At 62.9% G+C, this 23988-nt stretch carries 21 protein-coding genes and 2 pseudogenes; 16 read left to right on the top strand and 7 right to left on the bottom strand.

The features are described from left to right. The first annotated feature begins 39 nt into the window (after positions 1-39). The 4 genes from X760_RS49015 to dps all read left to right on the top strand — a co-directional run bounded on the left by X760_RS49015 (position 40) and on the right by dps (position 3927). Complete coding sequence (locus X760_RS49015; RefSeq protein ID WP_023718073.1) at positions 40-960, top strand: LysR family transcriptional regulator; 921 nt, start codon at positions 40-42, stop codon at positions 958-960. 76 nt (positions 961-1036) lie between these two features. After that, positions 1037-2044, top strand: coding sequence for an LLM class flavin-dependent oxidoreductase (locus X760_RS49020; RefSeq protein ID WP_031193704.1), 1008 nt, complete (start codon positions 1037-1039; stop codon positions 2042-2044). Beyond that, on the top strand, positions 2041-3294 hold the full coding sequence (locus X760_RS49025; RefSeq protein WP_023718075.1) for an LLM class flavin-dependent oxidoreductase: 1254 nt from the start codon (positions 2041-2043) through the stop codon (positions 3292-3294). Before X760_RS49020 ends, X760_RS49025 begins: the two co-directional genes overlap by 4 nt. Before the next feature lie 144 nt (positions 3295-3438). Beyond that, the gene (dps, locus tag X760_RS49030; RefSeq protein ID WP_023718076.1) at positions 3439-3927 is read left to right on the top strand and encodes a DNA starvation/stationary phase protection protein Dps; all 489 of its coding nucleotides are present in this window, start codon (positions 3439-3441) and stop codon (positions 3925-3927) included. 9 nt (positions 3928-3936) lie between these two features. Here the strand turns inward: dps and xdhC are convergent, their stop codons facing one another. From xdhC to uraH, 4 genes are all read right to left on the bottom strand, one after another. Continuing rightward, entirely contained in the window at positions 3937-4899 is a 963-nt protein-coding gene (gene xdhC, locus X760_RS49035; RefSeq protein WP_023718077.1) for a xanthine dehydrogenase accessory protein XdhC, read from the bottom strand. Between the two features lie 62 nt (positions 4900-4961). Next, a complete protein-coding gene (xdhB, locus tag X760_RS49040) occupies positions 4962-7313 on the bottom strand; it encodes a xanthine dehydrogenase molybdopterin binding subunit (RefSeq protein WP_023718078.1) in 2352 nt (783 codons plus the stop codon). Beyond that, on the bottom strand, positions 7313-8794 hold the full coding sequence (xdhA, locus tag X760_RS49045) for a xanthine dehydrogenase small subunit (RefSeq protein ID WP_023718079.1): 1482 nt from the start codon (positions 8792-8794) through the stop codon (positions 7313-7315). Before xdhA ends, xdhB begins: the two co-directional genes overlap by 1 nt. 1 nt (position 8795) lies before the next feature. Continuing rightward, the gene (uraH, locus tag X760_RS49050) at positions 8796-9170 is read right to left on the bottom strand and encodes a hydroxyisourate hydrolase (RefSeq protein WP_023676223.1); all 375 of its coding nucleotides are present in this window, start codon (positions 9168-9170) and stop codon (positions 8796-8798) included. A gap of 173 nt (positions 9171-9343) precedes the next feature. Between uraH and puuE the strand changes: the two genes are divergently transcribed. The 10 genes from puuE to X760_RS49100 all read left to right on the top strand — a co-directional run bounded on the left by puuE (position 9344) and on the right by X760_RS49100 (position 20940). Continuing rightward, positions 9344-10777, top strand: coding sequence for an allantoinase PuuE (gene puuE, locus X760_RS49055; protein WP_023718080.1), 1434 nt, complete (start codon positions 9344-9346; stop codon positions 10775-10777). A gap of 48 nt (positions 10778-10825) precedes the next feature. After that, positions 10826-11689: a bifunctional allantoicase/(S)-ureidoglycine aminohydrolase gene (locus X760_RS49060; protein WP_031193705.1), complete on the top strand. Its 864-nt coding sequence runs from the start codon at positions 10826-10828 to the stop codon at positions 11687-11689. Next, positions 11686-12189, top strand: coding sequence for an ureidoglycolate lyase (locus tag X760_RS49065; RefSeq protein ID WP_023718082.1), 504 nt, complete (start codon positions 11686-11688; stop codon positions 12187-12189). The genes X760_RS49060 and X760_RS49065 overlap by 4 nt, the downstream gene beginning before the upstream one ends. After that, on the top strand, positions 12189-12782 hold the full coding sequence (locus X760_RS49070; protein WP_023718083.1) for a nucleoside deaminase: 594 nt from the start codon (positions 12189-12191) through the stop codon (positions 12780-12782). The genes X760_RS49065 and X760_RS49070 overlap by 1 nt, the downstream gene beginning before the upstream one ends. A gap of 85 nt (positions 12783-12867) precedes the next feature. After that, positions 12868-14850: a CocE/NonD family hydrolase gene (locus X760_RS49075; protein WP_023718084.1), complete on the top strand. Its 1983-nt coding sequence runs from the start codon at positions 12868-12870 to the stop codon at positions 14848-14850. Between the two features lie 155 nt (positions 14851-15005). Further along, on the top strand, positions 15006-16592 hold the full coding sequence (locus tag X760_RS49080; RefSeq protein WP_023718085.1) for an ABC transporter substrate-binding protein: 1587 nt from the start codon (positions 15006-15008) through the stop codon (positions 16590-16592). Between the two features lie 16 nt (positions 16593-16608). Beyond that, the gene (locus tag X760_RS49085; protein WP_023718086.1) at positions 16609-17568 is read left to right on the top strand and encodes an ABC transporter permease; all 960 of its coding nucleotides are present in this window, start codon (positions 16609-16611) and stop codon (positions 17566-17568) included. A gap of 11 nt (positions 17569-17579) precedes the next feature. Then, complete coding sequence (locus X760_RS49090; protein ID WP_023718087.1) at positions 17580-18407, top strand: ABC transporter permease; 828 nt, start codon at positions 17580-17582, stop codon at positions 18405-18407. Beyond that, positions 18407-20092, top strand: coding sequence for an ABC transporter ATP-binding protein (locus X760_RS49095; RefSeq protein ID WP_023718088.1), 1686 nt, complete (start codon positions 18407-18409; stop codon positions 20090-20092). The genes X760_RS49090 and X760_RS49095 overlap by 1 nt, the downstream gene beginning before the upstream one ends. Positions 20093-20100: 8 nt before the next feature. Then, positions 20101-20940, top strand: coding sequence for an alkaline phosphatase family protein (locus tag X760_RS49100; RefSeq protein ID WP_023718089.1), 840 nt, complete (start codon positions 20101-20103; stop codon positions 20938-20940). A gap of 81 nt (positions 20941-21021) precedes the next feature. Here the strand turns inward: X760_RS49100 and X760_RS49105 are convergent, their stop codons facing one another. The 3 genes and pseudogenes from X760_RS49105 to X760_RS49115 form a co-directional block, all read right to left on the bottom strand. Continuing rightward, the gene (locus X760_RS49105) at positions 21022-21783 is read right to left on the bottom strand and encodes an NAD(P)-dependent alcohol dehydrogenase (RefSeq protein ID WP_348633212.1); all 762 of its coding nucleotides are present in this window, start codon (positions 21781-21783) and stop codon (positions 21022-21024) included. Between the two features lie 43 nt (positions 21784-21826). After that, positions 21827-22024 (bottom strand): annotated as a pseudogene (locus X760_RS79070) (NAD(P)-dependent alcohol dehydrogenase); the annotation flags it as partial. A 602-nt stretch (positions 22025-22626) separates the two neighbouring features. Next, positions 22627-23043, bottom strand: coding sequence for an NUDIX hydrolase (locus X760_RS49115; RefSeq protein ID WP_031193706.1), 417 nt, complete (start codon positions 23041-23043; stop codon positions 22627-22629). Positions 23044-23235: 192 nt separating this feature from the next. Between X760_RS49115 and X760_RS49120 the strand changes: the two genes are divergently transcribed. After that, positions 23236-23799 carry a sigma-70 family RNA polymerase sigma factor gene (locus X760_RS49120; RefSeq protein ID WP_023718093.1) on the top strand — a complete coding sequence of 188 codons (564 nt, stop codon included), beginning with the start codon at positions 23236-23238 and terminating at the stop codon, positions 23797-23799. Next, a pseudogene (locus X760_RS0137400) lies at positions 23796-23988 on the top strand (anti-sigma factor); the annotation flags it as partial. The gene X760_RS49120 and the pseudogene X760_RS0137400, both read left to right, overlap by 4 nt.

Raw genomic sequence — 23988 nt, forward strand, 5'->3', positions numbered from 1 at the left:
GCTGATCATACGCAGCCACATGAGAGCCCCGAAAGCCGCATGGCCTATCTCGATAACATCGCCGTTTTTGTTCGCGTCGTCGAACTCGGCAATTTGTCGGCGGCTGGGCGCGACATGCGCATTTCGCCGGCGGTCGCTTCCAACCGGATCAAGGAGCTCGAGAAGCATCTCGGTGTCAGGCTGTTCAACCGCACGACGCGGCAGTTGATGCCGACCGAGCACGGCACGGTGTTCTATTCCGGCGCCAAGCAGGTGCTCGAGGCGGTCACCGAGGCCGAAGCTGCGGTCAGCGCGTTATCCGGCCAGCCGCGCGGCACCATAAAGGTGACAGCGCCGCTCGGCCTCGGGCGGAGACTGGTGGCATCCGGCATCCCGGATTTCCACGACAGATACCCAGATATCGAGGTGCGGCTCCGGCTTTCCGACCACAATGTCGATATCATGAAGGAAGGCATCGACGTTGCGTTCCGGCTGGGCATCATCGAGGATTCCAGCCTCAGGATGCGCGGCATCATGGACTGCGAGCGAGTGCTGGTGGCGGCTCCGCAATATCTGGAGGCGCGCGGCGAGCCGAGCGAGCCGAGCGAGTTGATCGGCAAGAAGCACGATTGCCTGATGCTGCGCTATTCCGGCGCGCGCGAATATGTCTGGACCCTGCAGACGCGGAACGGGCCGCAAAAGTTCGAGGTGCACGGCCCCTACGATACCGATGACGGCGACGTGCTGACCGGCTGGGCGCTGTCCGGCCGCGGCATCATCAACAAGCCGCGCTTCGAGGTCGAGCCGTTTATCCGCGACCAGCGGCTGAAGGTGATCCTGAGCAAAACGCCGCCGACGCCGGTGCAATTCGCCGCCGTCTACCCGCATAAGAAGCTGCAGGATCCGAAGGTGCGGCTGCTGCTCGACTTCATGGCCGAGCGCTGCCAGCGGCTGATCAGGGATATTCTGGCCGGCAAATGATCGCCGGCTGGCCGGTTGCTTTCCGTCCAGCCGGCGAAGATATTTCTTATGGAATCTCACTCACCAGGGAAGACCGATGGCCAGCGGCGCCACAATGCATCTAGCCGTTTCACTAGCTCCGGAAACTGCTCCCTCCTCTCCGTCCGACGTCGTTCCGGATTTCAGTCTGCTGACGCGGTCCGTGCAAAAAGCCGAAGCGGCCGGCCTGGATATGGTGTTGCTCGCCGATTCCGCGCCGGTTGCAGGCGGACCGAACCGGCAAATGCGCTTCGAAGCAACGACCTTGCTGGCAGCGCTGGCGACGGTGACAAGCAGGATCGGTCTCATCGCCGCGGCGTCAATGGTCGCCCACCAGCCCTATAATCTCGCGCGCCGTTTCGCTTCGCTCGACATTATCAGCCATGGCCGCGCCGGCTGGAACGCCAGCATGATGCCCGACCCGCGCGAGGCGGCCAATTTCAGCCGACCGGAAGGGTTTTCCGGCGACGCATTCCGCCTGCGCGCCGAGGAATTCGTCGGCATCGTGCAAGGCTTGTGGAAAGGCTGGGACGCAGACGCGCTTCTGTTCGACAAAAGTGGCGGCCGCTTCTTCGATCCCGAGAAGATGCACCTTCTCGACCACAGGGGCGAATATTTTTCTGTGCGCGGGCCGCTCAACGTGGCGCGGTCGCCGCAGGACACGCCGGTGCTGGTCATGTCCGGCCTGTCCGAGCCCGACATGGATATCGCCGCCCGCACCGCCGATGTTGTCCTGCTAGACCAGCGATCGATCGACTGGGCTGACGATCTGAAGCGCCGTGCGCTTGCCTTCGGGCGCAGGCCGGAGGGGCTGAAGGTGCTGATGAATGTTGTCACGGATGGCGAGATGGCCGCCATGCCGGATATGTTTGCGGATAGGCTCGAAGAGTGCTTTCGCTCGAAAGCCTGCGACGGTTTCAACATCGCCGTGCCGCTCACGTCGGCGCTCGACGATTTCATCGGTCTCGTGCTGCCGGAGCTTCGCCGCCGCGGCCTTGTCCGGTCCGGCTACAGCGCGGCGACACTGCGGGCCCATCTCGGGCTTGCAGGGGAGGATCGGCAATGAGCGCCGGTCGAGGCCAGATGAAGCTCGGCGCCTTCCTATGGGCGACAGGCCACCACATCGCCGCCTGGCGCCATCCGCAGGCGCATGTCACGGCTGGCATCGACATCGATCATTACATCCAGCTGGCGCGGACGGCGGAAGCGGCGAAGTTCGACATGATCTTCTGCGAGGACGCCGCCGGTGTGCGCGAGGCCAATGTCGACATCGCCAGCCAAACGTCGCGCTCGATTGGCTTCGAGCCGATCAGCCTGCTTGCGGCGCTCGCGGTGCAGACGGAGCGCATCGGCCTCGTCTCCACGGCATCGACGAGTTACAACGAGCCTTACGGGCTGGCGCGGACCTTCCTGTCGCTCGACCATCTGAGCGGCGGGCGTGCCGGCTGGAACCTTGTCACTTCGGCCAGCCAGATCGAGGCCGCCAATTTCGGCTCGACCGGTCTGCGCCCGCATGCGGACCGTTACGGGCGGGCGCGCGAATTCGCTGCCGTGGTTGCCGGCCTTTGGCGAGGCCAGGGTGGACACGAAGGCAGAAGTTTTTCGGTGCGTGACCCGCTCGATCTGCCGCGCTCGCCACAAGGTGCACCGGTCATGGTGCAAGCGGGAGCGTCGGACGAGGGTCGTGACCTCGCCGCCCGGACCGCCGACGTGGTCTTTACGGCGGCGCAGACATTCGAGGAAGCGAAGGCCTTCTACGACGACCTCAAGGGACGGCTGGCTGCCTATGGGCGCAAGCCGGACGACCTCAAGATCATGCCTGGGGTGGCGCCGGTCGTCGCGGCAAGCGAAGCGGAAGCCCGGGCAAAACATGATGAACTGCAGGAGCTGATACCGGACGATGTCGGCGTTGCGCTGCTTTCCAGCTATCTCAGCATATCCGATCTCTCGCGCTATCCCATCGACGGACCGCTGCCGCAGCTGCCGGCCAGCGAAGGCATGCAGAGCCGGCAGGCGCTCGTCATCGAGCAATCGCGCCGCGACAACCTGTCCATTCGCCAGCTTGCCCGTCATTTCGCCGGCGCGCGCGGCCATTGGCGCGTCGTCGGAACTCCGGCCCAGATCGCCGACCAGCTCGCAGCACGCTTCGAGGGCGGCGCGGCAGACGGTTTCAACCTGATGCCATCCTATTTTCCCGGCGAACTCGATGCCTTTGCCACGCTTGTCGTGCCGGAGCTGCAGCGGCGCGGTCTGTTCCGTACGGATTATGACGGCAGCACGCTGCGCGACCATCTGGGCTTGAAAAGGCCAGCGTAAACGACGAGCGGAACGAAAGTCGGAGATCGCCGTTTTGGGATGCTGTGCCGCGGCGATGAGGGCGTCTGCGCGCATGTTCGATTGACCTTCCACAACCTTCGCCCTCTTCAAACCACGCGGACGCAACCGCCACAGGAGCCGATCATGGATGCCATCGCCACCCGCAACGACCTGCAATCCAATGCCAAGAAAGAGTGTATCGATCTTCTCAACGCCCGCCTCGCCGACGCCATAGATCTGGCCTTGATCACCAAGCAGGCGCACTGGAACGTCAAGGGGCCGCAATTCATCGCCATCCATGAGATGCTCGACACGTTCCGCGAGGAGATCGACGGACATGTCGACACCATTGCCGAGCGCGCCGTACAGCTCGGCGGCACGGCGCTCGGCACATCGCAGGAGGTGTCGAAGGCGACTATGCTCGAGGCCTATCCGACCGACATCCACAAGACCCGAGATCATCTGGCGGCGCTGATCGACCGCTATGCCGCGACCGCCAAGCGGGCACGCGCGGCGATCGACGAAGCGGCGGGAGCGGGCGACGCCGACACCGCCGACATCTTCACCGCCTATTCACGCTCGCTCGACAAATTGCTGTGGTTCCTCGAGGCACACACGCAGGAACAGGAATAGAAGGAAACGTCAGCCCGCCATCGCCTTGCCACGACGTGCTTTGGACGGAGCTGCCGGTTCTATCGCGTGGGCGGCCAACGCCGTCATGATCTCGGCTGCGGCGAGTGCGGCGATCACTTGCGGGCGCTTGTCCTTGACGGCATCGCCGCCGATCGGCGAGACGAGGCGGTCAAATTCCGCCTCGCTTCCGTCCGCCGACTTAAGGAACCAGTTCCGAAACGTCGCCTTCTTGGTTCTGGAGCCTATCATGCCGACATAGGCGGCATCCCGGCGTTTCAGCGCCTCGGCGACGATCAGGAAATCCAGCGCGTGGTCATGGGTAAGGACGACGAAGGCGGATCCAGCCGGGGCTTCGCGCACCATCGCCTCAGGCATCGGCGTCAAACAGGTTTCGACCGTGTCTGGCATGCCCTCCAGCGCTTCGGCTCGCGTCTCGGCAATGACGACATGCACCGGCAGCAAAGCCACCGCCGAGGCCAACGCATGGCCGACATGGCCGCCGCCGAAGATGTAGACATGCGGCAGCTGCGCCTCCTCGGCTTCCGCCGCCGCGACCAACTTGGCCTCAAGCGCGGCGTCAACCAGCCGGATCAGCACCTCGACCCTGCCGCCGCAGCACTGCCCGATCTCCGGGCCGAGCGCGACGTCGAGCGTCGCGACAGCGTTGCGGCCAGCCCCCTTCTCCCCGTAACTATACGGGGAGAAGGGGCCGGCAGGCGGATGAGGGGCGGCGCCAGCCTCGACAGATTCGCCAGAACCTGAGGCCGATCGACCAAGCATCTGCCGCGCTTTGTCGATCGCCATATATTCGAGCTGGCCGCCGCCGATCGTGCCGAAAGTGGCCGATCCTGAGACGAGCATGAAGGCACCCCTCTCGCGCGGCGTCGAGCCTTTTGTCCCGGCCACCTCAACCAAGGCGACCCGGCAGGCACCGGCAAGAAAGGCTTTCAGGCTCTGCATTTTCGCGTTCATCATTCGCGTTCCCTGTTGGGAAATATAGAGTTTTTCGGCCTGAATTGCACGTTTTCCGGGATTCAAGTGCCGGTCCTGGCTTCTCGCTTCAGCCGTTCGATCGCCATCAGCACCCGTTCCGGCGTGGCAGGCGGGTCAAGGCGCGGGCAGATCTTGTGGCCAGCAACGCTCGCCACCGCATCCGACAGCGCATGCAGCACCGACATTGCGAGCGGAAAGGGCGGCTCGCCGACCGCCTTGGAGCGGTGCACCGTCGGCTCGCCTGCTTCCGCCCAGTCGGCCAACGTGATGTTGAAAATCTTCGGCCGGTCCGAAGCGAGCGGGATCTTGTAGGTCGACGGCGCATGGGTGCGCAGCCGCCCCTTGTCGTCCCACCACAGTTCCTCCGTGGTCAGCCAGCCCATGCCCTGGATGAAGCCGCCCTCGATCTGGCCGAGGTCGATGGCGCGGTTCAGCGAACGCCCGGTTTCGTGCAGAATATCGGTGCGCTCGACGACATATTCGCCGGTCAGCGTGTCGACCGAAACTTCCGAGCAAGCCGCGCCATAGGCGAAATAATAGAAGGGGCGACCCTCGCCCTTGTCGCGGTCCCAATGGATTTTCGGCGTCTTGTAAAAGCCAGCCGCCGAAAGCTGGATGCGCGCCATATAGGCCTGCCTGACGAGATCGGCGAAGGCGATCTCCTGATTACCGATGCGCACCCGGTTTGGCAGGAATAGCACCTGGTCGCGCGGCACCTGGAATTTCTCGGCGGCGAAATTGGTCAGCCGGTCCTTGATCTGGCGGGCGGCGTTCTGCGCCGCCATGCCGTTGAGGTCGGAGCCGGAAGACGCGGCAGTGGCCGAGGTGTTCGGCACCTTGCCGGTCGTCGTCGCGGTGATCTTGACCTGATCGAGGTCGATCTGGAACTCTTCCGCCACAACCTGCGCCACCTTGACATAGAGGCCCTGCCCCATCTCGGTGCCGCCGTGGTTCAGGTGCACTGAACCATCGGTATAGACATGCACCAGCGCGCCGGCCTGGTTGTAATGGGTGGCGGTGAACGAGATGCCAAACTTGACCGGCGTCAGCGCCAGTCCCCGCTTGATGAAGCGGCTGTTGGCATTGAAAGCATCGATGGTGCGGCGGCGCCTTGCATAGTCGGAACTCGCCTCCAGCTCGGCGACGATGCGGTGGATGATGTTGTCCTCGACCGTCTGGTGGTAGGGCGTGATGTTGCGGTCGCTGGTGCCGTAGAAATTCTTCTTGCGGATTTGGAGCGGGTCCTTGCCGACGGCAAACGCGACTTCGTCGATGACGCGCTCGGCGCCGACCATGCCTTGCGGGCCGCCGAAGCCGCGAAAGGCGGTGTTCGATACCGTATTGGTGTAGAGCGGCGCCGATTGCGCGTGCACCGCCGGCCAGAAATAGGTGTTGTCGCAATGGAACAGCGCGCGGTCGGTGACCGGGCCGGAGAGGTCGGCCGAGAAGCCGCAGCGCGCCGCGAACATGAAATCTACGCCGAGAATATTGCCCTCATCGTCGAAGCCGACCTCGTAGTCGACGAGGAAATCGTGGCGTTTGCCGGTGGCGATCATGTCGTCGTCGCGGTCGGGCCGGATTTTCACGGCCCGATGATGTTTCTTCGCGGCGATAGCGGCCAATGCCGCAAACTGATTGCCTTGCGTTTCCTTGCCGCCGAAAGCGCCCCCCATCCGGCGGATTTCCACCGTCACCGCGTGGCTCGGAACACCGAGCGCATGGCTGACCATGTGCTGGATTTCGCTCGGGTGCTGGGTCGAGGAATAGATGGTGACGTCGTGGTCCTCGCCAGGGATGGCCAAGGCGATATGACCCTCGAGATAGAAATGCTCCTGGCCGCCGATGCGCATCTGCCCTTTCAGCCGGCGTGGCGCTGCCTTGATCGCAGCCGCTGCATCACCGCGCTTCAGGGTCAGCGGCGGCGTGACCAGCTTGTCTTTCCGGGGATCGAGCTCGCCAATATCGGCGACGAACGGCAATTCCTTGTATTCGACCTTGGCCAGCCTCGTCGCCCGGCGCGCCTGCTCGCGGGTTTCGGCGATGACGCAGAAGATCGGCTGGCCGAAGAATTGCACCTTGCCGTCGGCAAGCACCGGCTCGTCGTGGCGGCCGGTCGGCGAAATATCGTTTTCGCCGGGCACGTCGCTCGCCGTCAGCACGTCGATGACGCCGGGTGCGGCGCGGACCCCCGACAGGTCCATGCTGGTGACGGTGGCATGCGTCGCCGCCGAAAGCCCAAGACAGCCGTGCAGCGTGCCGGCCGGTTCCGGCATGTCGTCGATATAGACGGCCGTGCCACTGACATGCTTGTGCGCGGAATCATGGCGCTGATCGGTGGCGACGCCGCCGGCGATTTTTTGCGCCTTCAAGTTCGGAGTGGCGTGCTTGTTCATCATGCCGCCTCGTGCCGTGATACCTGGATCGGCGCCCGGGTGCCCATGGTTTCGGCAAAGAAGCGCAGCAGCAGGTTGCGCGCCGCCAGCGCCCGGTATTCGGCGCTTGCCCGCATGTCGGTCAGCGGGGTGAAATCGCCGGCGTACGCGGCCATCGCCGCCTCGACCGTCGCTTCCGTCCAGGGCTTGCCAAGCAATGCCTTTTCTACGCCAAAGGCGCGCTTCGGCGTTGCCGCCATGCCGCCATAGGCGATGCGTATCTCCGCCACCGTGCCGTCCGCGGCCAGCGTCAGGAAAAACGCGCCTAGCGCTGCGGTGATGTCTTCGTCGCGGCGCTTGGTGATCTTGTAGACGGCAAATTTCGTCTCGCTGCCCGGCAGCGGAACATGCACGGCCTCGACGAATTCGCCGGGCTGCCGGTCCTGTCGGCCATAGGCGATGAAAAAATCTTCGAGTGGGATCGTCCGCCGCTTGTGGCCGCGACGCAGCGTCATGCGGGCACCGAGTGCGATCAGCGGCGGCGGCGTGTCGCCAATCGGCGAACCGTTAGCGATATTGCCGCCGATGGTGCCCATGTTGCGCACCTGATCGCCGCCGATGCGGTCGAACAGCGGGCCTAGCGCCGGGATGCATTTTGCCAGCGTCGAGAAGGCTTCGCTATAGGTGACACCGGCGCCGATCGAGATGACGCCCTTGTCCTCGGACATCCCGCACAGACCATCGAGATTGCCGATGAAAACCGCCGGCGAAATATCGCGCATGTGCTTGGTCACCCAAAGGCCGACATCGGTCGAACCGGCGACGATAGTGGCGCCCGGCTCCTCGACCAGCACGCTGGCGAGATCGTCGGCATTGGCCGGCACGATCAGCCGCTTGTTGCCGGAGCCGATCTCAATGCGCGAACCGTCCTTCATCGCGTCGAGCTTGGCCGTGACTGCCTTGCGCTCGGCCGCCAACGGATCCTTTGCCGCCTTGCCGTAGCTGGAGATGGCACGTGCGGCGCGCATGATCGCCTCGTAGCCGGTGCAGCGGCAGAGATTGCCTTGCAGTGCCTTTTCGATGGCGGCGTCCGACGGCTCCGGCGACCGCATCCACAGCGCATAAAGCGACATGACGAAACCCGGCGTGCAGAAGCCGCATTGCGAGCCGTGGAAATCGATCATCGCCTGCTGCACGGGGTGCAGTTTTCCTGCGTCGCCGCGCACATGCTCGATGGTCACGACATGCGTGCCGTCTAGCGAGCCAAGGAAGCGGATACAGGCATTGACGCTTTCATAGACCAGTGTTCCACCGGAGAGCCTGCCGACCAGCACCGTGCAGGCGCCGCAGTCGCCCTCGGCGCAACCTTCCTTGGTGCCGCGCAGCGAGCGGTCGAGCCGCAGCCAGTCGAGCAGTGTCTGGTCGGGTGCAACCGTGCCGAGCGCGACATCCTCGCCATTGAGGATGAACCGGATTTCGTTGCGTGTCTTGATCCCGGCCATCTCAGCTTCCCCGGTAGGTCGAATAGCCGTACGGCGACAGAAGCAGCGGCACATGATAGTGCATCGGCTCGGCCATACCGAAGCGGATGGGCACATGGTCGAGGAAGGCCGGTTCCGGCAGTTTTGTCCCCTGCCGGCGCAGATAATCGCCGGCCGCAAAGACCAATTCGTATTCGCCGGTACGGAACTCCGCGCCGGCAAGCAACGGAGCATCGCAACGGCCGTCATCATTGGTGACGACCGTTTTCAGATGCGTCCGGGCCTGGCCGTCAAGATGATAGAGCTCAATCGACAGACCGGCCGCCGGTTTGCCGGCCGCGGTGTCGAGGACATGGGTCGTCAGGCGCCCGCCTTCGGCTTTCGACGTTTCCGCCACTGGCTGCTCCATTCCCTGCACAGTCGAACACTATTCATGAATTGTGCGCCAATTAAAGGCGATGCATAAGTCCCGGTCGAGCGGAGCGCGACAAAAACACTTTCAAAAATTTCGGGGGAATGCGCAGGCACTCCTTTCGACTATCCTGATCACAATTTCCGGCAGGAGCGAGAATGCGTTACGAACGAGACATGCGCGGCTACGGAGCCAATCCGCCGGATCCAAAATGGCCCGGCGGGGCGCATGTCGCGGTCCAGTTCGTCGTCAATTACGAAGAGGGCGGCGAGAATTGCGTCCTGCACGGCGACAAGGCCTCGGAGGCTTTCCTGTCGGAGATCGTCGGCGCCGCGCCCTGGCCCGGCCAGCGCCACTGGAACATGGAATCGATCTACGAATACGGCGCCCGCGCCGGCTTCTGGCGATTGCTGCGCCTGTTCAGCGCGGCACAGGTGCCGGTCACCTGCTACGGCGTCGCCACGGCCCTGGCGCGCTCGCCCGACCAGGTCGCAGCGATGCAGGAGGCCGGCTGGGAGATCGCCTCGCACGGGCTGAAATGGATCGACTACCGCGACCACGCGCCAGAAGACGAGCGCCGCGACATGGAAGCGGCGATACGGCTGCATTATGAGGTGACAGGCGCGCGGCCGACCGGCTGGTACACCGGCCGCACGTCGATCAACACGGTGCGTCTGGCGGCGGAAGAAGGCGGCTTCGACTATGTGTCGGACACCTATGACGACGAACTGCCCTACTGGTTCGAGCATGTGACACCGAACGGGTCGGCGAAGCCGCAGCTGGTCATCCCCTATACGCTCGACGCCAACGACATGCGCTTTGCCACGCCGCAGGGCTTCAACTCCGGCGACCAGTTCTTTGCCTATCTCAGGGATAGTTTCGACACGCTCTATGCCGAGGGCAAGGCAGGGCGGCCGCGCATGATGAATATCGGCCTGCACTGCCGCCTGGTTGGGCGGCCGGGCCGGGTCGCGGCACTGAAGCGCTTCATCGACTACGTCAAATCACACGACAAGGTCTGGCTGGCACGGCGCATCGACATTGCAAAACATTGGCAGGAGACGCATCCGTTCCGGTTGCCGGCATTGCGCCCGTCGAAAATGGAATTCGAGGCCTTCGTCCACGCATTCGGCGGCGTCTTCGAACATTCGCCGTGGATTGCCGAGCGCGCCTACGAGTTGGAACTCGGCCCGGCGCATGACAGTGCCGGCGGCCTGCACAACGCGCTCTGCCGCGTCTTTCGCGCGGCCAGCGAGGCCGAGCGGCTTTCCGTGCTCAATGCCCACCCCGACCTTGCCGGAAAACTGGCGCAGGCCAAGCGGCTAACCGCGGAATCCTCCAGGGAACAGGCTTCGGCCGGGCTAGACGCGCTGACCGACAACGAGCGCGAGCTGTTCGCAAAGCTCAATGCCGCCTACGTCACCGGTTTCGGTTTCCCGTTCATCATTGCGGTGAAGGGCAAGACCAAGGAGGACATCCTGGCCGAGTTCGAAACGCGTATCGGCAACAGCCGCGATGTCGAATTCGAAACCGCCTGCAGACAGGTCGAGCGCATCGCGCTGCTTCGTCTCAAGGACATGCTTCCACAATAGGCTTTGGCTGCCGCGATGGGCCCTGGCTTCCGCAACAGGCTTGAATTTATGGATATGATGAAAATGGCCGAGCGAACCTATTATGCGCCGCAGGGCGGACATCCCGGCCAGAGTGAATTGCTGACCGGACGCGCCGTGTTCACACAGGCCTATGCCGTAATCCCCAAAGGCGTGATGCAGGACATCGTCACCAGCGCCTTGCCGTTCTGGGATGGGACACGGGTCTGGGTGCTGTCGCGGCCGCTGTCGGGTTTTGCCGAGACGTTTTCGCAATACATCGTCGAGCTCGCGCCCGGCGGCGGCAGCGACCGGCCAGAACCGGATGATGATGCCGAGGGCGCGATATTCGTGGTTGAAGGCGAGCTGAGCGTGTCGCTAGCCGGAAAGAAGCATGTGCTCAGGCCGGGCGGGTTCGCGTTTCTGCCGCCAGCGAGCGGGTGGACGGTGCGCAACGAAAGCGGCGCTGCCGTCCGCTTCCACTGGATCCGAAAGGCTTACGATGCGGTCGACGGCATCGAGCTGCCGCAAGCGTTCTTCGCCAACGAACAGGATATCGTACCGACGCCGATGCCAGGTACCGAAGGCCGCTGGGCAACAACGCGCTTCGTCGATCCTGAAGACATCCGCCACGACATGCATGTCACCATCGTGACGCTCGAGCCGGGCGCGGTCATTCCCTTCGCCGAGACGCATGTCATGGAGCACGGGCTTTATGTGCTGGAGGGCAAGGCGGTCTACCGTCTCAACCAGGACTGGGTCGAAGTCGAGGCCGGCGACTATATGTGGCTGCGCGCCTTCTGCCCGCAGGCTTGTTATGCCGGCGGGCCAGGCAAATTCCGCTACCTCCTCTACAAGGACGTGAACCGCCACGCCAAGCTCGGCGGTGTGGGCATCGAGGGTCGCGCGCGGTGATCCGCATCGTCGCGCGGCCGCTGACCCGCGAGAATTTCGCCGAATTCGGCGACGTCATCGATATGGGCGGCGACAACCATTATCCGATCAATGGCGGCAAGGCCGAGCGCTATCACGATCTCGCCACCGCTGAAGCACGAGGGCCGAATGCGCACGTGCTGATCTCGATGGTGCGTGGCACGCCCTATGAGCTGCCGTTGAAGCTTACCATGGTCGAGCGCCATCCGTTTGGCAGCCAGGCCTTCATTCCGCTGTCACCACGGCCGTTCCTGGTCATCGTCTGCCATGACGGCGAGGAAGGCCCGGGCGAGCCGCATGCGTTCATCACCGCGCCCGGGCAAGGCGTCAACTATCCGCGCAATTTGTGGCACGGCGTGCTGACGCCGATCGGCGAGCCCCAGGACTTCCTGGTCGTCGACCGGGGCGGCGACGGCTCCAACCTCGAAGAGTGCCACTTCTCGCACGCCTATGAGATTCATCTTCCCGACGGGAGCCGGTGATGGCTGACATTTCGCTGATCGACCGCCTGCTCGACGTCATCGAGCACGACATCGTGCCGAAGACGGCGAAGGGTGTCGCGCATGGCAACAAGCTGTTCGGCGCGGCGATCCTGCGCAAGGACGACAGCTCGCTGGTGCTTGCCGAAACCAACAATGAGACGGAAAACCCGCTGTGGCACGGCGAGGTGCATTGCCTGAAGCGCTTCTACGAAATGCCGAAGGCCGAGCGCGTCGACACCGCGGATGCCATCTTTCTCGCCACGCACGAACCTTGCTCGCTCTGCCTGTCGGCGATCACCTGGACCGGCTTCGACAATTTCTACTATCTGTTCAGCCACGAGGATTCGCGCGACAGTTTCGCTATCCCGCACGATTTGAAGATCCTGAAAGAGGTCTTCACCCTCGATCCCGGCGGCTACAATGCCGAGAATGCCTATTGGAAGAGCTTTTCGATCCGCAGACTGGTACGATCGCTGTCGGGGCCTGAGCGCGAGCGGCTGGAGGCGCGGATCAGCGCCATCTCGGCAATCTACGACGAACTGTCCGGCGCTTACCAGGCGAGCAAGGCCGAAAACGACATCCCGTTGAATTGACGCGGATTGACCAGCCGAATTCGTTGGCTGGCCCACGACGACATCCTGCGGACTCCATCATCTGGCGCTCCTGGAGTCTGCCGGCATGAAAATCGTCACTGAATTCCCACGAAAGATCGTCGAATTTCCGGATATGGGGATCGTCATGCCGGACGGCTGCCGGCTGTCGGCGCGGGTGTGGATGCCGGCCGATGCCGCCGACGATCCGGTGCCGGCAATCCTCGAACATCTGCCCTATCGCAAGCGCGACGGCACGATCTATCGTGATCAGCTGACGCATCCCTATTTCGCAGGCCACGGCTACGCCTCGATCCGCGTCGACATGCGCGGCAATGGCGATTCCGAAGGGCTGATGGACGACGAATATTCCGAGCAGGAATTGCAGGACGCTTGCGACGTCATCGCCTGGGCGGCGGCGCAGCCCTGGTGCAACGGCAATGTCGGCATGATGGGCATTTCGTGGGGCGGCTTCAACTGCCTGCAGGTAGCAGCCAAGCAGCCGGCGGCGCTGAAGGCAGTCATCAGTCTCTGTTCGACAGTCGACCGCTACGCCGACGACATCCACTACAAGGGCGGCTGCCTGCTGATCGAGAATTTCGGCTGGGCTTCGACCATGCTGTCCTATTCGTCGCGGCCGCCGGATCCGTTGCTGGCCGGCGACAACAGATGGCGCGACCTGTGGCTGACCCGGCTGGAGAACCAGCCCTTCCTGGCGCCGCTGTGGTTGAAGCACCAGCATCGCGACGCCTATTGGAAGCGCGGCTCGATCTGCGAGGACTATCCGGCCATCCATGCCGCGGTGCTGTCGATCGGCGGCTGGCATGATGGTTATCGCAATACGATTTCCCATCTCGCCGCCAATATCGAGGCGCCGGTCAAGGGCATCGTCGGCCCGTGGATCCACAAATACCCGCACTACGCCGCGCCCGAACCGCGCATCGGCTTCCTGCAGGAGGCGTTGCGCTGGTGGGACCGCTGGCTGAAGGACCTCGACACCGGCGTAGAGGCCGACCCGGCCTACCGAGCCTATGTGATGGACAGCGTGCGTCCGGCGCGCTGGCATCCCGAGCGGCCGGGCCGCTGGGTCGCTGAAACGGAATGGCCGTCACCCAACATCAAGACGCAAGAGGTTGAGCTTATCGCTGAAGGCAACCACGCTATCGTCACTTCGCCGCAAAGCTGCGGCCTTGCCGGTGGCGAATATTTCCCCTTCACCTTTGGACCGGAACTGCCGGGTGACCAGCGCACCGACGATGCGCTGTCGGTGTGCTTCGACCAGCCGGTGCTGACCGAAGCGGTCGACATCGTCGGTGCTCCCGAAGTTGTGGTCAGGGTCTCGTCGGACCGGCGCCAGGCGAACATCGCGGTTCGGCTGTGCGACGTCCATCCGGACGGAGCGTCGGAGCTGATCTCCTACGGCGTGCTCAACCTGACGCATCGCAACTCGCACGAATTTCCCGAAGCGCTGGTGCCCGGCGAAACCGTCAGCGCCCGGGTGGTCCTCGACCAATGCGCCTATCGCGTGCCGGCCGGCCACCGCTTGCGTGTTGCCATCTCCAACAGCTATTGGCCGATGATCTGGCCGTCGCCGGAGCCGGTCCGGCTGGAATTGTCGGCCGCGACATTGATGCTGCCGCTGCGCCCGCTGGCGCCAGGTGACGAAGTGGTCTTCCCCGCTCCCGAGGGCGCCACGCCCTGGGCAACCGAAACGGTCCGCGCCGCCAATTCCGAGCGTCATGTCGATCGCGACGAAAAGACCGGAATGATCACGCTTTCTATCGTCGACGATTTTGGTGAGGTGCGCGACCTGGAGCATGGCCTCGCCCTCGGGAGCATCGCCAGAGAGACATGGGCGATCAGTCCTGACAATCCGCTGTCAGCCTTGGGCAAGACGCATTGGACCCAGACGCTGTCGCGAAATGAATGGTCGGTGCGCACCGAAACCTTCGCCGAAATGCGCTCCGACGCGCAAAGCTTCATGGTTAGCGCCAGAATTGAAGCCTATGAAGGCGAGAAACTGGTCTTCGAGCGCGACTTCGAGGAGAAAATCCCGCGGGTACTGCTTTGAGCGCTTATAGCGATTGGTCCAATTGCGACGCACGATTTACGCCACGGCATGTCGCATTCGGTCTTGCTTACCCCTTTCCCTTACGGTCATTATTCTCCCGATTGAAATGAGAAAAAACGACCATAAGGTCGGACCAACAGAGTGAGGAACTCAACATGTCGAACGAACTGGAATATCTGAGCCGGCGCGTTGCGCCCGGCAAGCTGAGCCGTCGCGATTTTCTCGGCCGGGCGGCAGCGCTCGGCGTCACCGCAACCTTCGCCAATTCGCTGCTTTCCAGCGCTTCCCGCGCGGCGGGTCCGGTCAAGGGCGGCACGCTCAAGGCCGGCCTCGTCGGTGGCGAATCCACCAACAGCCTCGATCCGGCGCTGTTCATGACGCAGGTGCCGTTCGCCTTCGGCAAGATGTGGGGCGAACTGATCGTCGAGCTGTCTCCCGAAGGCAAGCTCGAGAACCGCATTGCCGAGGAGATCGGCTCGTCGGACGACGCCAAGACCTGGACGCTGAAGATCCGCGACGGCGTCGAGTTCCACAACGGCAAGAAAGTGACTGCAGAGGACGTGGCCGCCACCCTCGAACGCCATTCGGACGAGAAGTCGAAATCCGGCGCGCTCGGCTATATGAAAGGCATCGAGAGCATCAAGGCCAGCGGCAAGGAAGTGGTGTTGACGCTGAAGGAGCCGAATGCCGATCTTCCCTATCTGCTTAGCGACTATCACCTGATCATCCAGCCGAACGGCGGCAAGGACAAGGCCGATGCCGGCATCTCGGCGGGTCCTTACAAGGTCACCACCAACGAGCCCGGCGTGCGCCATGGCGGCGAGCGCTTCGCCAACTACTGGCAGGGCGACAAGATGGGCCATGCCGACCAGATCGAGATCATCGTCATCAACGACGCCACGGCGCGTACGGCGGCCCTGCAGGGCGGCCAGGTCCACATGATCAACCGCGTCGAGCCGAAGATCGTCGACCTGATCAAGCGTGTGCCCGGCGTCACCATCCGCAACCATTCGGGACCCGGCCACTACGTCTTCATCATGCACTGCAACACCGCGCCGTTCGACAACAACGATTTGCGCATGGCGCTGAAGCTGGCGATCGACCGCGAGGAGATGCTGAACAAGGTGCTGCGTGGCTATGGCTCGCTCGGCAACGACTTCCCGATCAATGCATCGTACCCGCTATTCACCGAGATCGAGCAGCGCAAATACGATCCCGACAAGGCCAAGTTCCACTACAAGAAGTCGGGCCATGACGGTGCCGTCCTGCTCCGGACGTCGGACGTCGCCTTCCCCGGTGCCGTCGATGCCGCACAGCTGTTCCAGCAAAGCGCGGCCAAGGCCGGCATCAAGCTGGAGATCAAGCGCGAACCGGGCGACGGCTACTGGTCGGAAGTCTGGAACAAGCAGCCCTTCTGCGCCTCCTACTGGGGCGGCCGGTCGACGCAGGACCAGATGTACTCGACTGCCTATCTGTCGACGGCCGACTGGAACGACACACGGTTCAAGCGTCCGGATTTCGACAAGATGGTGCTGGCGGCTCGCGCCGAGCTCGACGAGGCCAAGCGCAAGGCAATGTACCACGACATGGCTGTGATGGTGCGCGACGAGGGCGGCCTGATCCTGCCGATGTTCAATCAGTTCATCGACGCGACGGGCGCCAAGGTTACCGGCTGGGTGGATGATCCGCATCAGGAGTTGATGAACGGATATGCTCTCGCGAAGTGCTGGCTCGAAGCCTGAGCCCGGCCTTGCGGATATGTCCTCACCCATCGTGAAACTGGTGGCCCAGCGCATTGCGCTGGGCATCATCCTTCTATTGGCCGTTTCGGTCCTGATCTTCGCCGGCACCCAGATCCTGCCCGGCGATGTTGCGCAAGCCATTCTCGGGCAGTCGGCGACACCGGAGTCGCTCGCCAATCTGCGCGAACAGCTCGGGCTCAACGATCCGGCTTACATCCGTTATTTTCGCTGGCTCGGCGGCATTCTGACCGGTGATCTCGGCACGGCTATGTCGAGCGGTCAGGATATCGCAACCTCTATCAAGGGAAGGCTGTGGAACACACTGTTCCTCGCCTTCTGGGCGGCGGTCGTCGCGGTGCCGCTGGCGATCATCCTCGGGCTGATCGCGGTGCGCTACCGCAATGGCTGGGTCGACAAGCTGATCTCGGGACTGGCGCTGGCCTCGACGTCCTTCCCGGAATTCTTCGTCGGCTATGTGCTCGTCTTTTTCTTCGCGGTGCAACATCAATGGTTTCCCGCCATTTCCACCGTCTATGACGGAATGCCGTTCGGCGAGCGCATCCAGGCCATAGCACTGCCGGCGGCGGCGCTGACCTTGGTGGTGCTCGCCCATATGATGCGCATGACGCGCGCCGCGATCCTCAATGTCATGCAGTCGGCCTATGTCGAAACCGCCGAACTCAAGGGGCTTTCCGCCTTCGCGGTCATCCGCAGGCATGCCTTCCCCAATGCTATTGCGCCGATCATCAACGTCGTAATGCTCAACCTGGCCTATCTCATAGTCGGCGTCGTCGTTGTCGAGGTGATCTTCGTCTATCCGGGTATGGGCCAATATCTCGTCGACCACGTCACCAAGCGTGACGTGCCTGTGGTGCAGGCGGTCGGGCTGATCTTCGCCGCCGTCTACATCAGCCTGAACATCATCGCGGACATAGCGGCAATCGTCGCCAATCCGCGCCTTAGACATCCGAAATGAAGGGGTCGGGTATGCTCGTCATCAAACGCATCCCCATCCCGGCATTGATCGGCATCGTGCTGACGGCGCTGTTCGTTCTGGCGGCGATTTTTGCGCCGTGGATCGCGCCGCATGGCAATGCCGAGATCGTCAGCGACGTCCCTTGGGAACCGATGTCGGCGGCGCATTGGCTGGGCACCGACAATCTAGGCCGCGATCTGTTGTCGCGCATGATCTATGGCGCCCGCATCACCCTGTTCATCGCGGTGCTGGCGACCGCGCTATCGTTCTCGCTCGGCGCTATACTCGGCTTCTCGGCGGCGGTTTTCGGCGGCTGGTTCGACACGCTTCTGTCGCGTCTCGTCGATCTCCTGATGTCGATCCCGACGCTGATCATGGCCCTTGTCGTGCTTTCCGTGCTGCCATCCAATCTGGTGACGCTGATCCTGGTCATGGGCGTTCTGGATTCGACCCGCGTCTACCGCCTGTCGAGGGCGGTCGCCGTCGACATCAACGTCATGGATTACGTCGAGGCGGCCAAATTGCGCGGCGAAGGCAGCGGCTGGATCATCTTCCGCGAAATCCTGCCCAATGCGCTGTCGCCGCTGGTTTCGGAACTCGGCCTGCGCTTCATCTATGCCGTGCTGTTCCTGTCGACGCTGTCCTTCCTTGGGCTTGGCGTACAGCCGCCGGACGCCGATTGGGGCGGTATGGTCAAGGAAAACAAGGATGGTATCGTCTTCGGCATAGGCGCCGCCCTCATTCCGGCGGCGGCGATCGCAGCGCTAGCGATTTCCGTCAATCTCGTCGCCGACTGGGTGCTCAACCGCACGACAAGCCTGAAGGGAGGACGCGGGTAATGGCTGACAAGCAACCGAAGCCCGGGCAACCGAAGCCCGGGCAACCGAGGTCCGGCGTGCTGCTCGACATCCGCAATCTGCGCATCGAGGCCACGGTATATCCGCCGGGCGAGGCGCCGAAGAACATCGTGCTGGTGCACGATGTCTCGCTGACGCTCGAAAAGGGCAAGGTGCTCGGATTGATCGGCGAGTCCGGCGCCGGCAAATCGACCATCGGCCTGTCGTCGATGGGCTACGGCCGCGGCGGCGTGCGCATCACCGGCGGCGAGGTCATCCTCAATGGCCGCGACATCCTGAAGGGCGGCAACGAAGGGTTCCGCAAATTGCGCGGCCGCGAGGTCTGCTATGTCGCGCAATCGGCGGCAGCTGCCTTCAACCCGGCGCACAGGCTGATGGACCAGGTGGTCGAGGCAGCACTGCTGCACGGCACGGCGACGCGGGCCGAAGCCGAAAAGCGCGCCGTGGCGCTGTTCAAGAAGCTCAGCCTGCCGAACCCCGAAAGCATCGGCGAGCGCTTCCCCCACCAGGTGTCGGGCGGTCAGCTGCAGCGCGTGATGACGGCAATGGCGCTGTGCTCGGAGCCCGACCTGATCGTCTTCGACGAGCCGACCACGGCGCTCGACGTGACGACGCAGATCGACGTCTTGGCGGCGATCAAGGATGCCATCCGCGACACGCATGTCGCGGCGCTCTACATCACCCACGATCTTGCCGTCGTCGCCCAGGTATCGGACGAGATCATGGTGCTGCGCCACGGCCGGCTGGTCGAATGGGGCGGCACGCGCCAGATCATCAAGGAGCCGCGCCAGGAATACACCAACGCGCTGGTTTCAGTGCATGAGATCGAACATCAGGAGCAGAAGCCCGGCACGAGCCCGTTCCTGTCGGTCAAGAACATCACCGCCGCCTATGGCCGCAGCCACATCAAGGTGTTGAAGAACGTCTCGGTCGATATTTTCCCGGGCCAGACGCTGGCGGTGGTCGGCGAGTCCGGCTCCGGCAAATCGACGCTGGCGCGCGCCATCACCGGCCTCTTGCCGCCCGAACAAGGCACCGTCACCTTCGACGGGCGGCCGCTCGCCAACCGGCTTGCCGACCGGCCGAAAGAGGATCTGCGCCAATTGCAGATGATCTACCAGATGGCCGATGTGGCGATGAACCCGCGCCAGACGGTCGGCACCATCATCGGCCGGCCGCTGGAATTCTATTTTGGGATGCGCGGGCGCGAGCGCGACAAACGCGTCGCCGAACTGCTCGACAAGATTGAAATGGGCAAAGGCTATATCGACCGCTATCCGGCCGAGCTTTCGGGCGGCCAGAAGCAGCGCGTCTGCATCGCCCGCTCGCTCGCCGCCAAGCCGAAGCTGATCATCTGCGACGAGGTGACCTCGGCGCTCGACCCGCTGGTCGCCCATGGCATACTGGAGCTGCTGCTCGGGCTGCAGAAAGAGGAAAACGTCGCCTATCTGTTCATCACCCACGACCTGGCCACGGTCAAGTCGATCGCCGATTCAATCGCGGTGATGTATCGCGGCGAGGTGGTGCGCTACGGCGCCAAGAGCACCGTGCTGACGCCACCCTTCGATGCCTACACCGATCTTTTGCTGTCGTCGGTGCCCGAAATGGAGATCGGCTGGCTGGAAAAGGCGATCAAGGGACGGCGCATGGCCAGCGCGGGAAATTAGACACTCCCGTGGCGCTCAAGACAAAACTTTTGGTCATCATCCTCGACGGCGTGCCTTACCGGAACTGGCGGCGGCTGATGGGCAATCTCGAAGGCTGGGTGCAATCAGGCGAAGCCCGCGTATGGAAAATGCGCTCCGTCCTGCCGTCGACCTCGGCATCCTGCTACGCCTCGATCCACACCGGCGTGCCGCCCCAAGTGCACGGTATCCTGTCGAACGAGAACCGGTTTCGCGTCGAACAGCCTGATATTTTTTCCGAAGTCAGCAGGGCCGGCGGCAAGACGGGTGCGGTCACCCATTCCTACTGGTCCGAATTCTTCCGGGCCTATCCGTTCGACCTGGTCGAGGACATGGAGTTCGACGAGCCGGGCGGGCCGATCGGCCACGGCCGGTTCCACACCATGACCGGCTATAATGCCAGGAACCAGATGACGCCGAGCGACGTCGACCTGTTCGCTACCTTGACCATGCTGACCAGGCGCTACGGCATCGACTACGGCATCCTGCACAGCTGCACGCTGGACTCGATGGGCCACCGCTTCGGCCATGACTGCCATGAGATGGATCATGCCGTCTATGCAATGGACGCCATGCTCGCCGGCTTCCTGCCGCGCTGGCGGGAGGCCGGCTACGAGGTGATCGTCACCGCCGATCATGGCCAGACCGATCGCGGCCATCATGGCGGCCACGACGAGGAGATGCAGGATTTCGCACTTTACTACTTCGGATCCGGCGAGGGTCCGGAAGCCAAGACGCTGCTCGATCAGCTGCAGCTCGCGCCAACGGTGCTTGCGCGCCTCGGCGTGCCGGTGCCGGCGACGATGAAGGCAAAGCCATTTCTCGACTGATTGGTGCCTGGCCTGCTTTGCTTGCGGAGAACATAAAGCCGGTCGAAATGCGCGACGCCAAATGGAGGCCAGATACAGGAGTCAAAGTTCGAGACAGACCTTGCCAAAATGCTTTTGGGACTCGTAGTGCTTGAAGGCATTGGCGATCTCCTGCAGGGGAAAACCGCGGTCGATCGCAGGCTTCAAACGGTTGGCCTCTATGGCACGGATCATGTCGTTCTGGTCTGCCCTGCTGCCAATCGAGATTCCGCTGATCCTGATCTGATTGGAAAACAGGGCCGGGATCGAAACTTGCCCGGCAAAACCAGTCAAGACACCGATCAGTGCGATGTGGCCGCCCATCCTGCAAGCTGTTATCGACTGCGCCAATGTGCCGGGCCCGCCAACCTCGATCACATGATCGACGCCGCGTCCGTCCGTCAATACCCTTGCCTTCTGGCCCCAATCCGGCACCGCCTTGTAATTGACGACAATGTCGGCTCCAAATCGCTTTAACTTTTCCAGCTTCTCCTCCGATGAGGAGGTGGCAATAACCCGAGCGCCTGCAATTTTTGCGAATTGCAGCGCGAACAGCGATACACTTCCCGTGCCAAGGACCAGCACCGTATCACCAGGCTTCACCTGGCCGCACACCATCAGGGCTTTCCAGGCGGTGACGCCGGCACAAGTAAGCGTTGCCGCCTCCACATGCGTGAAGTCTGCCGGTGCCCTTGTGAAGGCATGCCAGGGCATGCACACATACTCGGGCATAGCCGTCAACATCATCTCCCAATTCGCCCTTCTTATTGGCTGGCGTCGGTTCGCCTGCCAGCCAATGGGGCCAATAGGTGCTGACGACGGCATCTCCGACCTTGAATTCTTGGACATCGTCTGAGACCGCAACCACCTCTCCGGCGCCATCGGACAGCGGGATACGGCCATCGGCGCACGGTTTCTTTCCCAGCGCCACCATACTGTCGTGGAAATTCAACGAACACGCTCGTATCCTGACAAGCAACTCACCCGGCCCTGGTTCTGGGCAATCTTCCTCGACCAGCTTGAGATTTTCCAAGCCTCCCGGCGCTTTCAGCCTAATCAATCTCATGGAAAGCTCCTTCCGACCGCGCAAGGCTTCATGCGCCCCACCACTCGCGTGGACGCTTGACCGCGGCGAACACCGCCATGGGCGACTGATCCACGAGAATCGCGGCCGCAAAGCTGTTGTTGGTCATAACATTTCGTTTCTTCAGGCTGGATTGCCATTTGCGATCGGGACCTTAGTCGCCCGGCAGCGGACTGTTGAGTTACAAAACTGTCGGGAATCCCTGCACGGCGATGGCGTCCAATTACGCCTCGCCCGAGGCTGAACGACTGCACCTTACCCGATGGTTATGAGCCGCCTTGTGGCCGCCGTCATTGCGAGCCTGACGGCCGAGACAGTATCGCTAAAAAGGGGGAGAACGGTACACTCTGGCAACCTCTCCGCTCTTCGGTTAGCCTCCGCAAATATCCGGCGGAGGCGGTGAACCCTTTTTGGGCCGATCAGCGACAGATGCCCGAAGTGGAGATCGGCGGGCTGGAGAAGGCGAATCAAGGGACGGCGGATGGCAAGCGCGGGAAATTGAGCACCTAGGGATTCCCTCGCGTCACGGGAAATGCCGAGGATCGGTGCGCGGATCACGTGCGAGAACGGGTACTTTCGGGAGGTCACGTCGCGGCGAGCTTTGCGAGCCGGCGATAATCGCAATCCACCAGATTGGGGAGGCGCTGAAGTTCCTCGACATCAAACCACCGGATCTCGGTGTGTTCCTCGCAAATGTTGCTTGGATCCCCGCCTTCCCAGCCGATGACCTTGAAAACGTGGTGCAACGCCTTCCCATAGAGCTCGGGATGGCGCTCTCCAATGCACCGCATCCAACCGAAATCTGTTGGCGTCACTCCAATTTCTTCCTGAATCTCGCGAACGAGTGCCTCTTCCAGCGTCTCTCCGGCTTCAACGCGGCCGCCGATCGTGTCCCAATGCCCAGGCCACGCGCTCTTCCAGGCAGCGCGAAGACCCATCAAGACCTTCCGGTCGTGGTTCACCAGCAATGCACCGACCGTAACTGTGGGATTCCTGATCATTTGCGGAGCGTATTCGCTGCAGCGATGTTTGCAAAGGCGGCGTCTTCCCTCCCCCGCAGGGAGAAGGAGAAAGCGCACCTCTGGCAACCTCTCCGCTCTTCGGTTAGCCTCCGCAAATATCCGGCGGAGGCGGTGAACCTTTTTGGGCCGATCAGCGACAGAGCAGGCAGGAGCCAGGCGGCTCGACCGGCGATGACAGCCGCGGAGACCGATCGCGCGCTCGTCGAGCGGGTCGCGAAGGGCGACCGTGCAGCCGTGCGGCTCCTGTTCATGCGCCACCACGCGCGGGTCTACCGCTTCGTGGCACGCCAGACGGGATCGGAACTGATGGCCGACGATATCGCGAACGAGGTGTTCCTCGAGCTCTGGCGGCAGGCGCCGGCCTTCGAGGGGCGCTCGGAGGTCTCGACATGGCTGCTCGGCATTGCCCGCTTCAAGGCGCTGTCCCTGCTACGCAGGAAGAAGGAAGACTGGATCGACGACGATGACGCGGCCCAGGTCGCCGACGGTGCCGACACGCCGGAAGTCGTGACGATGAAGGAAGACAAGGCCGCTGCCTTGCGACGCTTCATCGATGCCATGCCGGAAGAGCATCGCACGGTGATCGACCTTGCCTATTATCACGGGCAATCGGTGAGCGAGATCGGCGAGGTGCTCGGTATTCCGGTCGCCACGGTCAAGACCAGGATGTTCTACGCCCGCAAGAAACTCGGCGAAGCTCTCAAGGCCGCCGGTTACGACAGGAGGTGGCCATGAGCGCCGCTGAAAAAATGTCACGCCGCGACGAAATGGAAATGCTGCTGCCGTTTTATCTGAACGGCTCGCTGGAAGGCGCCGAGCTGGAAGCCATCGAGGAATGGCTGGAGAGCGATCCGGCGGCGATGGCCGCGCTTGGCGAGGCCGAGGCCGAATTCTCCGGCACTGCTGCCGCAAACGAGGCAATCC

Source organism: Mesorhizobium sp. LSHC420B00 (assembly GCF_000503055.1).
Lineage (GTDB): Bacteria > Pseudomonadota > Alphaproteobacteria > Rhizobiales > Rhizobiaceae > Mesorhizobium.

Coding starts and splice junctions, on each gene's coding strand:
- X760_RS49020 (WP_031193704.1), top strand. CDS start 1,037: ATGGCCAGCGGCGCCACAATGCATCTAGCCGTTTCACTAGCTCCGGAA.
- X760_RS49070 (WP_023718083.1), top strand. CDS start 12,189: ATGGCTGACATTTCGCTGATCGACCGCCTGCTCGACGTCATCGAGCAC.
- xdhA (WP_023718079.1), bottom strand. CDS start 8,794: ATGGCCGGGATCAAGACACGCAACGAAATCCGGTTCATCCTCAATGGC.
- X760_RS49085 (WP_023718086.1), top strand. CDS start 16,609: ATGTCCTCACCCATCGTGAAACTGGTGGCCCAGCGCATTGCGCTGGGC.
- X760_RS49090 (WP_023718087.1), top strand. CDS start 17,580: ATGCTCGTCATCAAACGCATCCCCATCCCGGCATTGATCGGCATCGTG.
- X760_RS49095 (WP_023718088.1), top strand. CDS start 18,407: ATGGCTGACAAGCAACCGAAGCCCGGGCAACCGAAGCCCGGGCAACCG.
- xdhC (WP_023718077.1), bottom strand. CDS start 4,899: ATGAACGCGAAAATGCAGAGCCTGAAAGCCTTTCTTGCCGGTGCCTGC.
- xdhB (WP_023718078.1), bottom strand. CDS start 7,313: ATGAACAAGCACGCCACTCCGAACTTGAAGGCGCAAAAAATCGCCGGC.
- X760_RS49025 (WP_023718075.1), top strand. CDS start 2,041: ATGAGCGCCGGTCGAGGCCAGATGAAGCTCGGCGCCTTCCTATGGGCG.
- X760_RS49105 (WP_348633212.1), bottom strand. CDS start 21,783: ATGCCGTCGTCAGCACCTATTGGCCCCATTGGCTGGCAGGCGAACCGA.
- X760_RS49075 (WP_023718084.1), top strand. CDS start 12,868: ATGAAAATCGTCACTGAATTCCCACGAAAGATCGTCGAATTTCCGGAT.
- X760_RS49015 (WP_023718073.1), top strand. CDS start 40: ATGGCCTATCTCGATAACATCGCCGTTTTTGTTCGCGTCGTCGAACTC.
- puuE (WP_023718080.1), top strand. CDS start 9,344: ATGCGTTACGAACGAGACATGCGCGGCTACGGAGCCAATCCGCCGGAT.
- X760_RS49115 (WP_031193706.1), bottom strand. CDS start 23,043: ATGATCAGGAATCCCACAGTTACGGTCGGTGCATTGCTGGTGAACCAC.
- dps (WP_023718076.1), top strand. CDS start 3,439: ATGGATGCCATCGCCACCCGCAACGACCTGCAATCCAATGCCAAGAAA.
- X760_RS49060 (WP_031193705.1), top strand. CDS start 10,826: ATGGATATGATGAAAATGGCCGAGCGAACCTATTATGCGCCGCAGGGC.
- X760_RS49080 (WP_023718085.1), top strand. CDS start 15,006: ATGTCGAACGAACTGGAATATCTGAGCCGGCGCGTTGCGCCCGGCAAG.
- X760_RS49120 (WP_023718093.1), top strand. CDS start 23,236: ATGACAGCCGCGGAGACCGATCGCGCGCTCGTCGAGCGGGTCGCGAAG.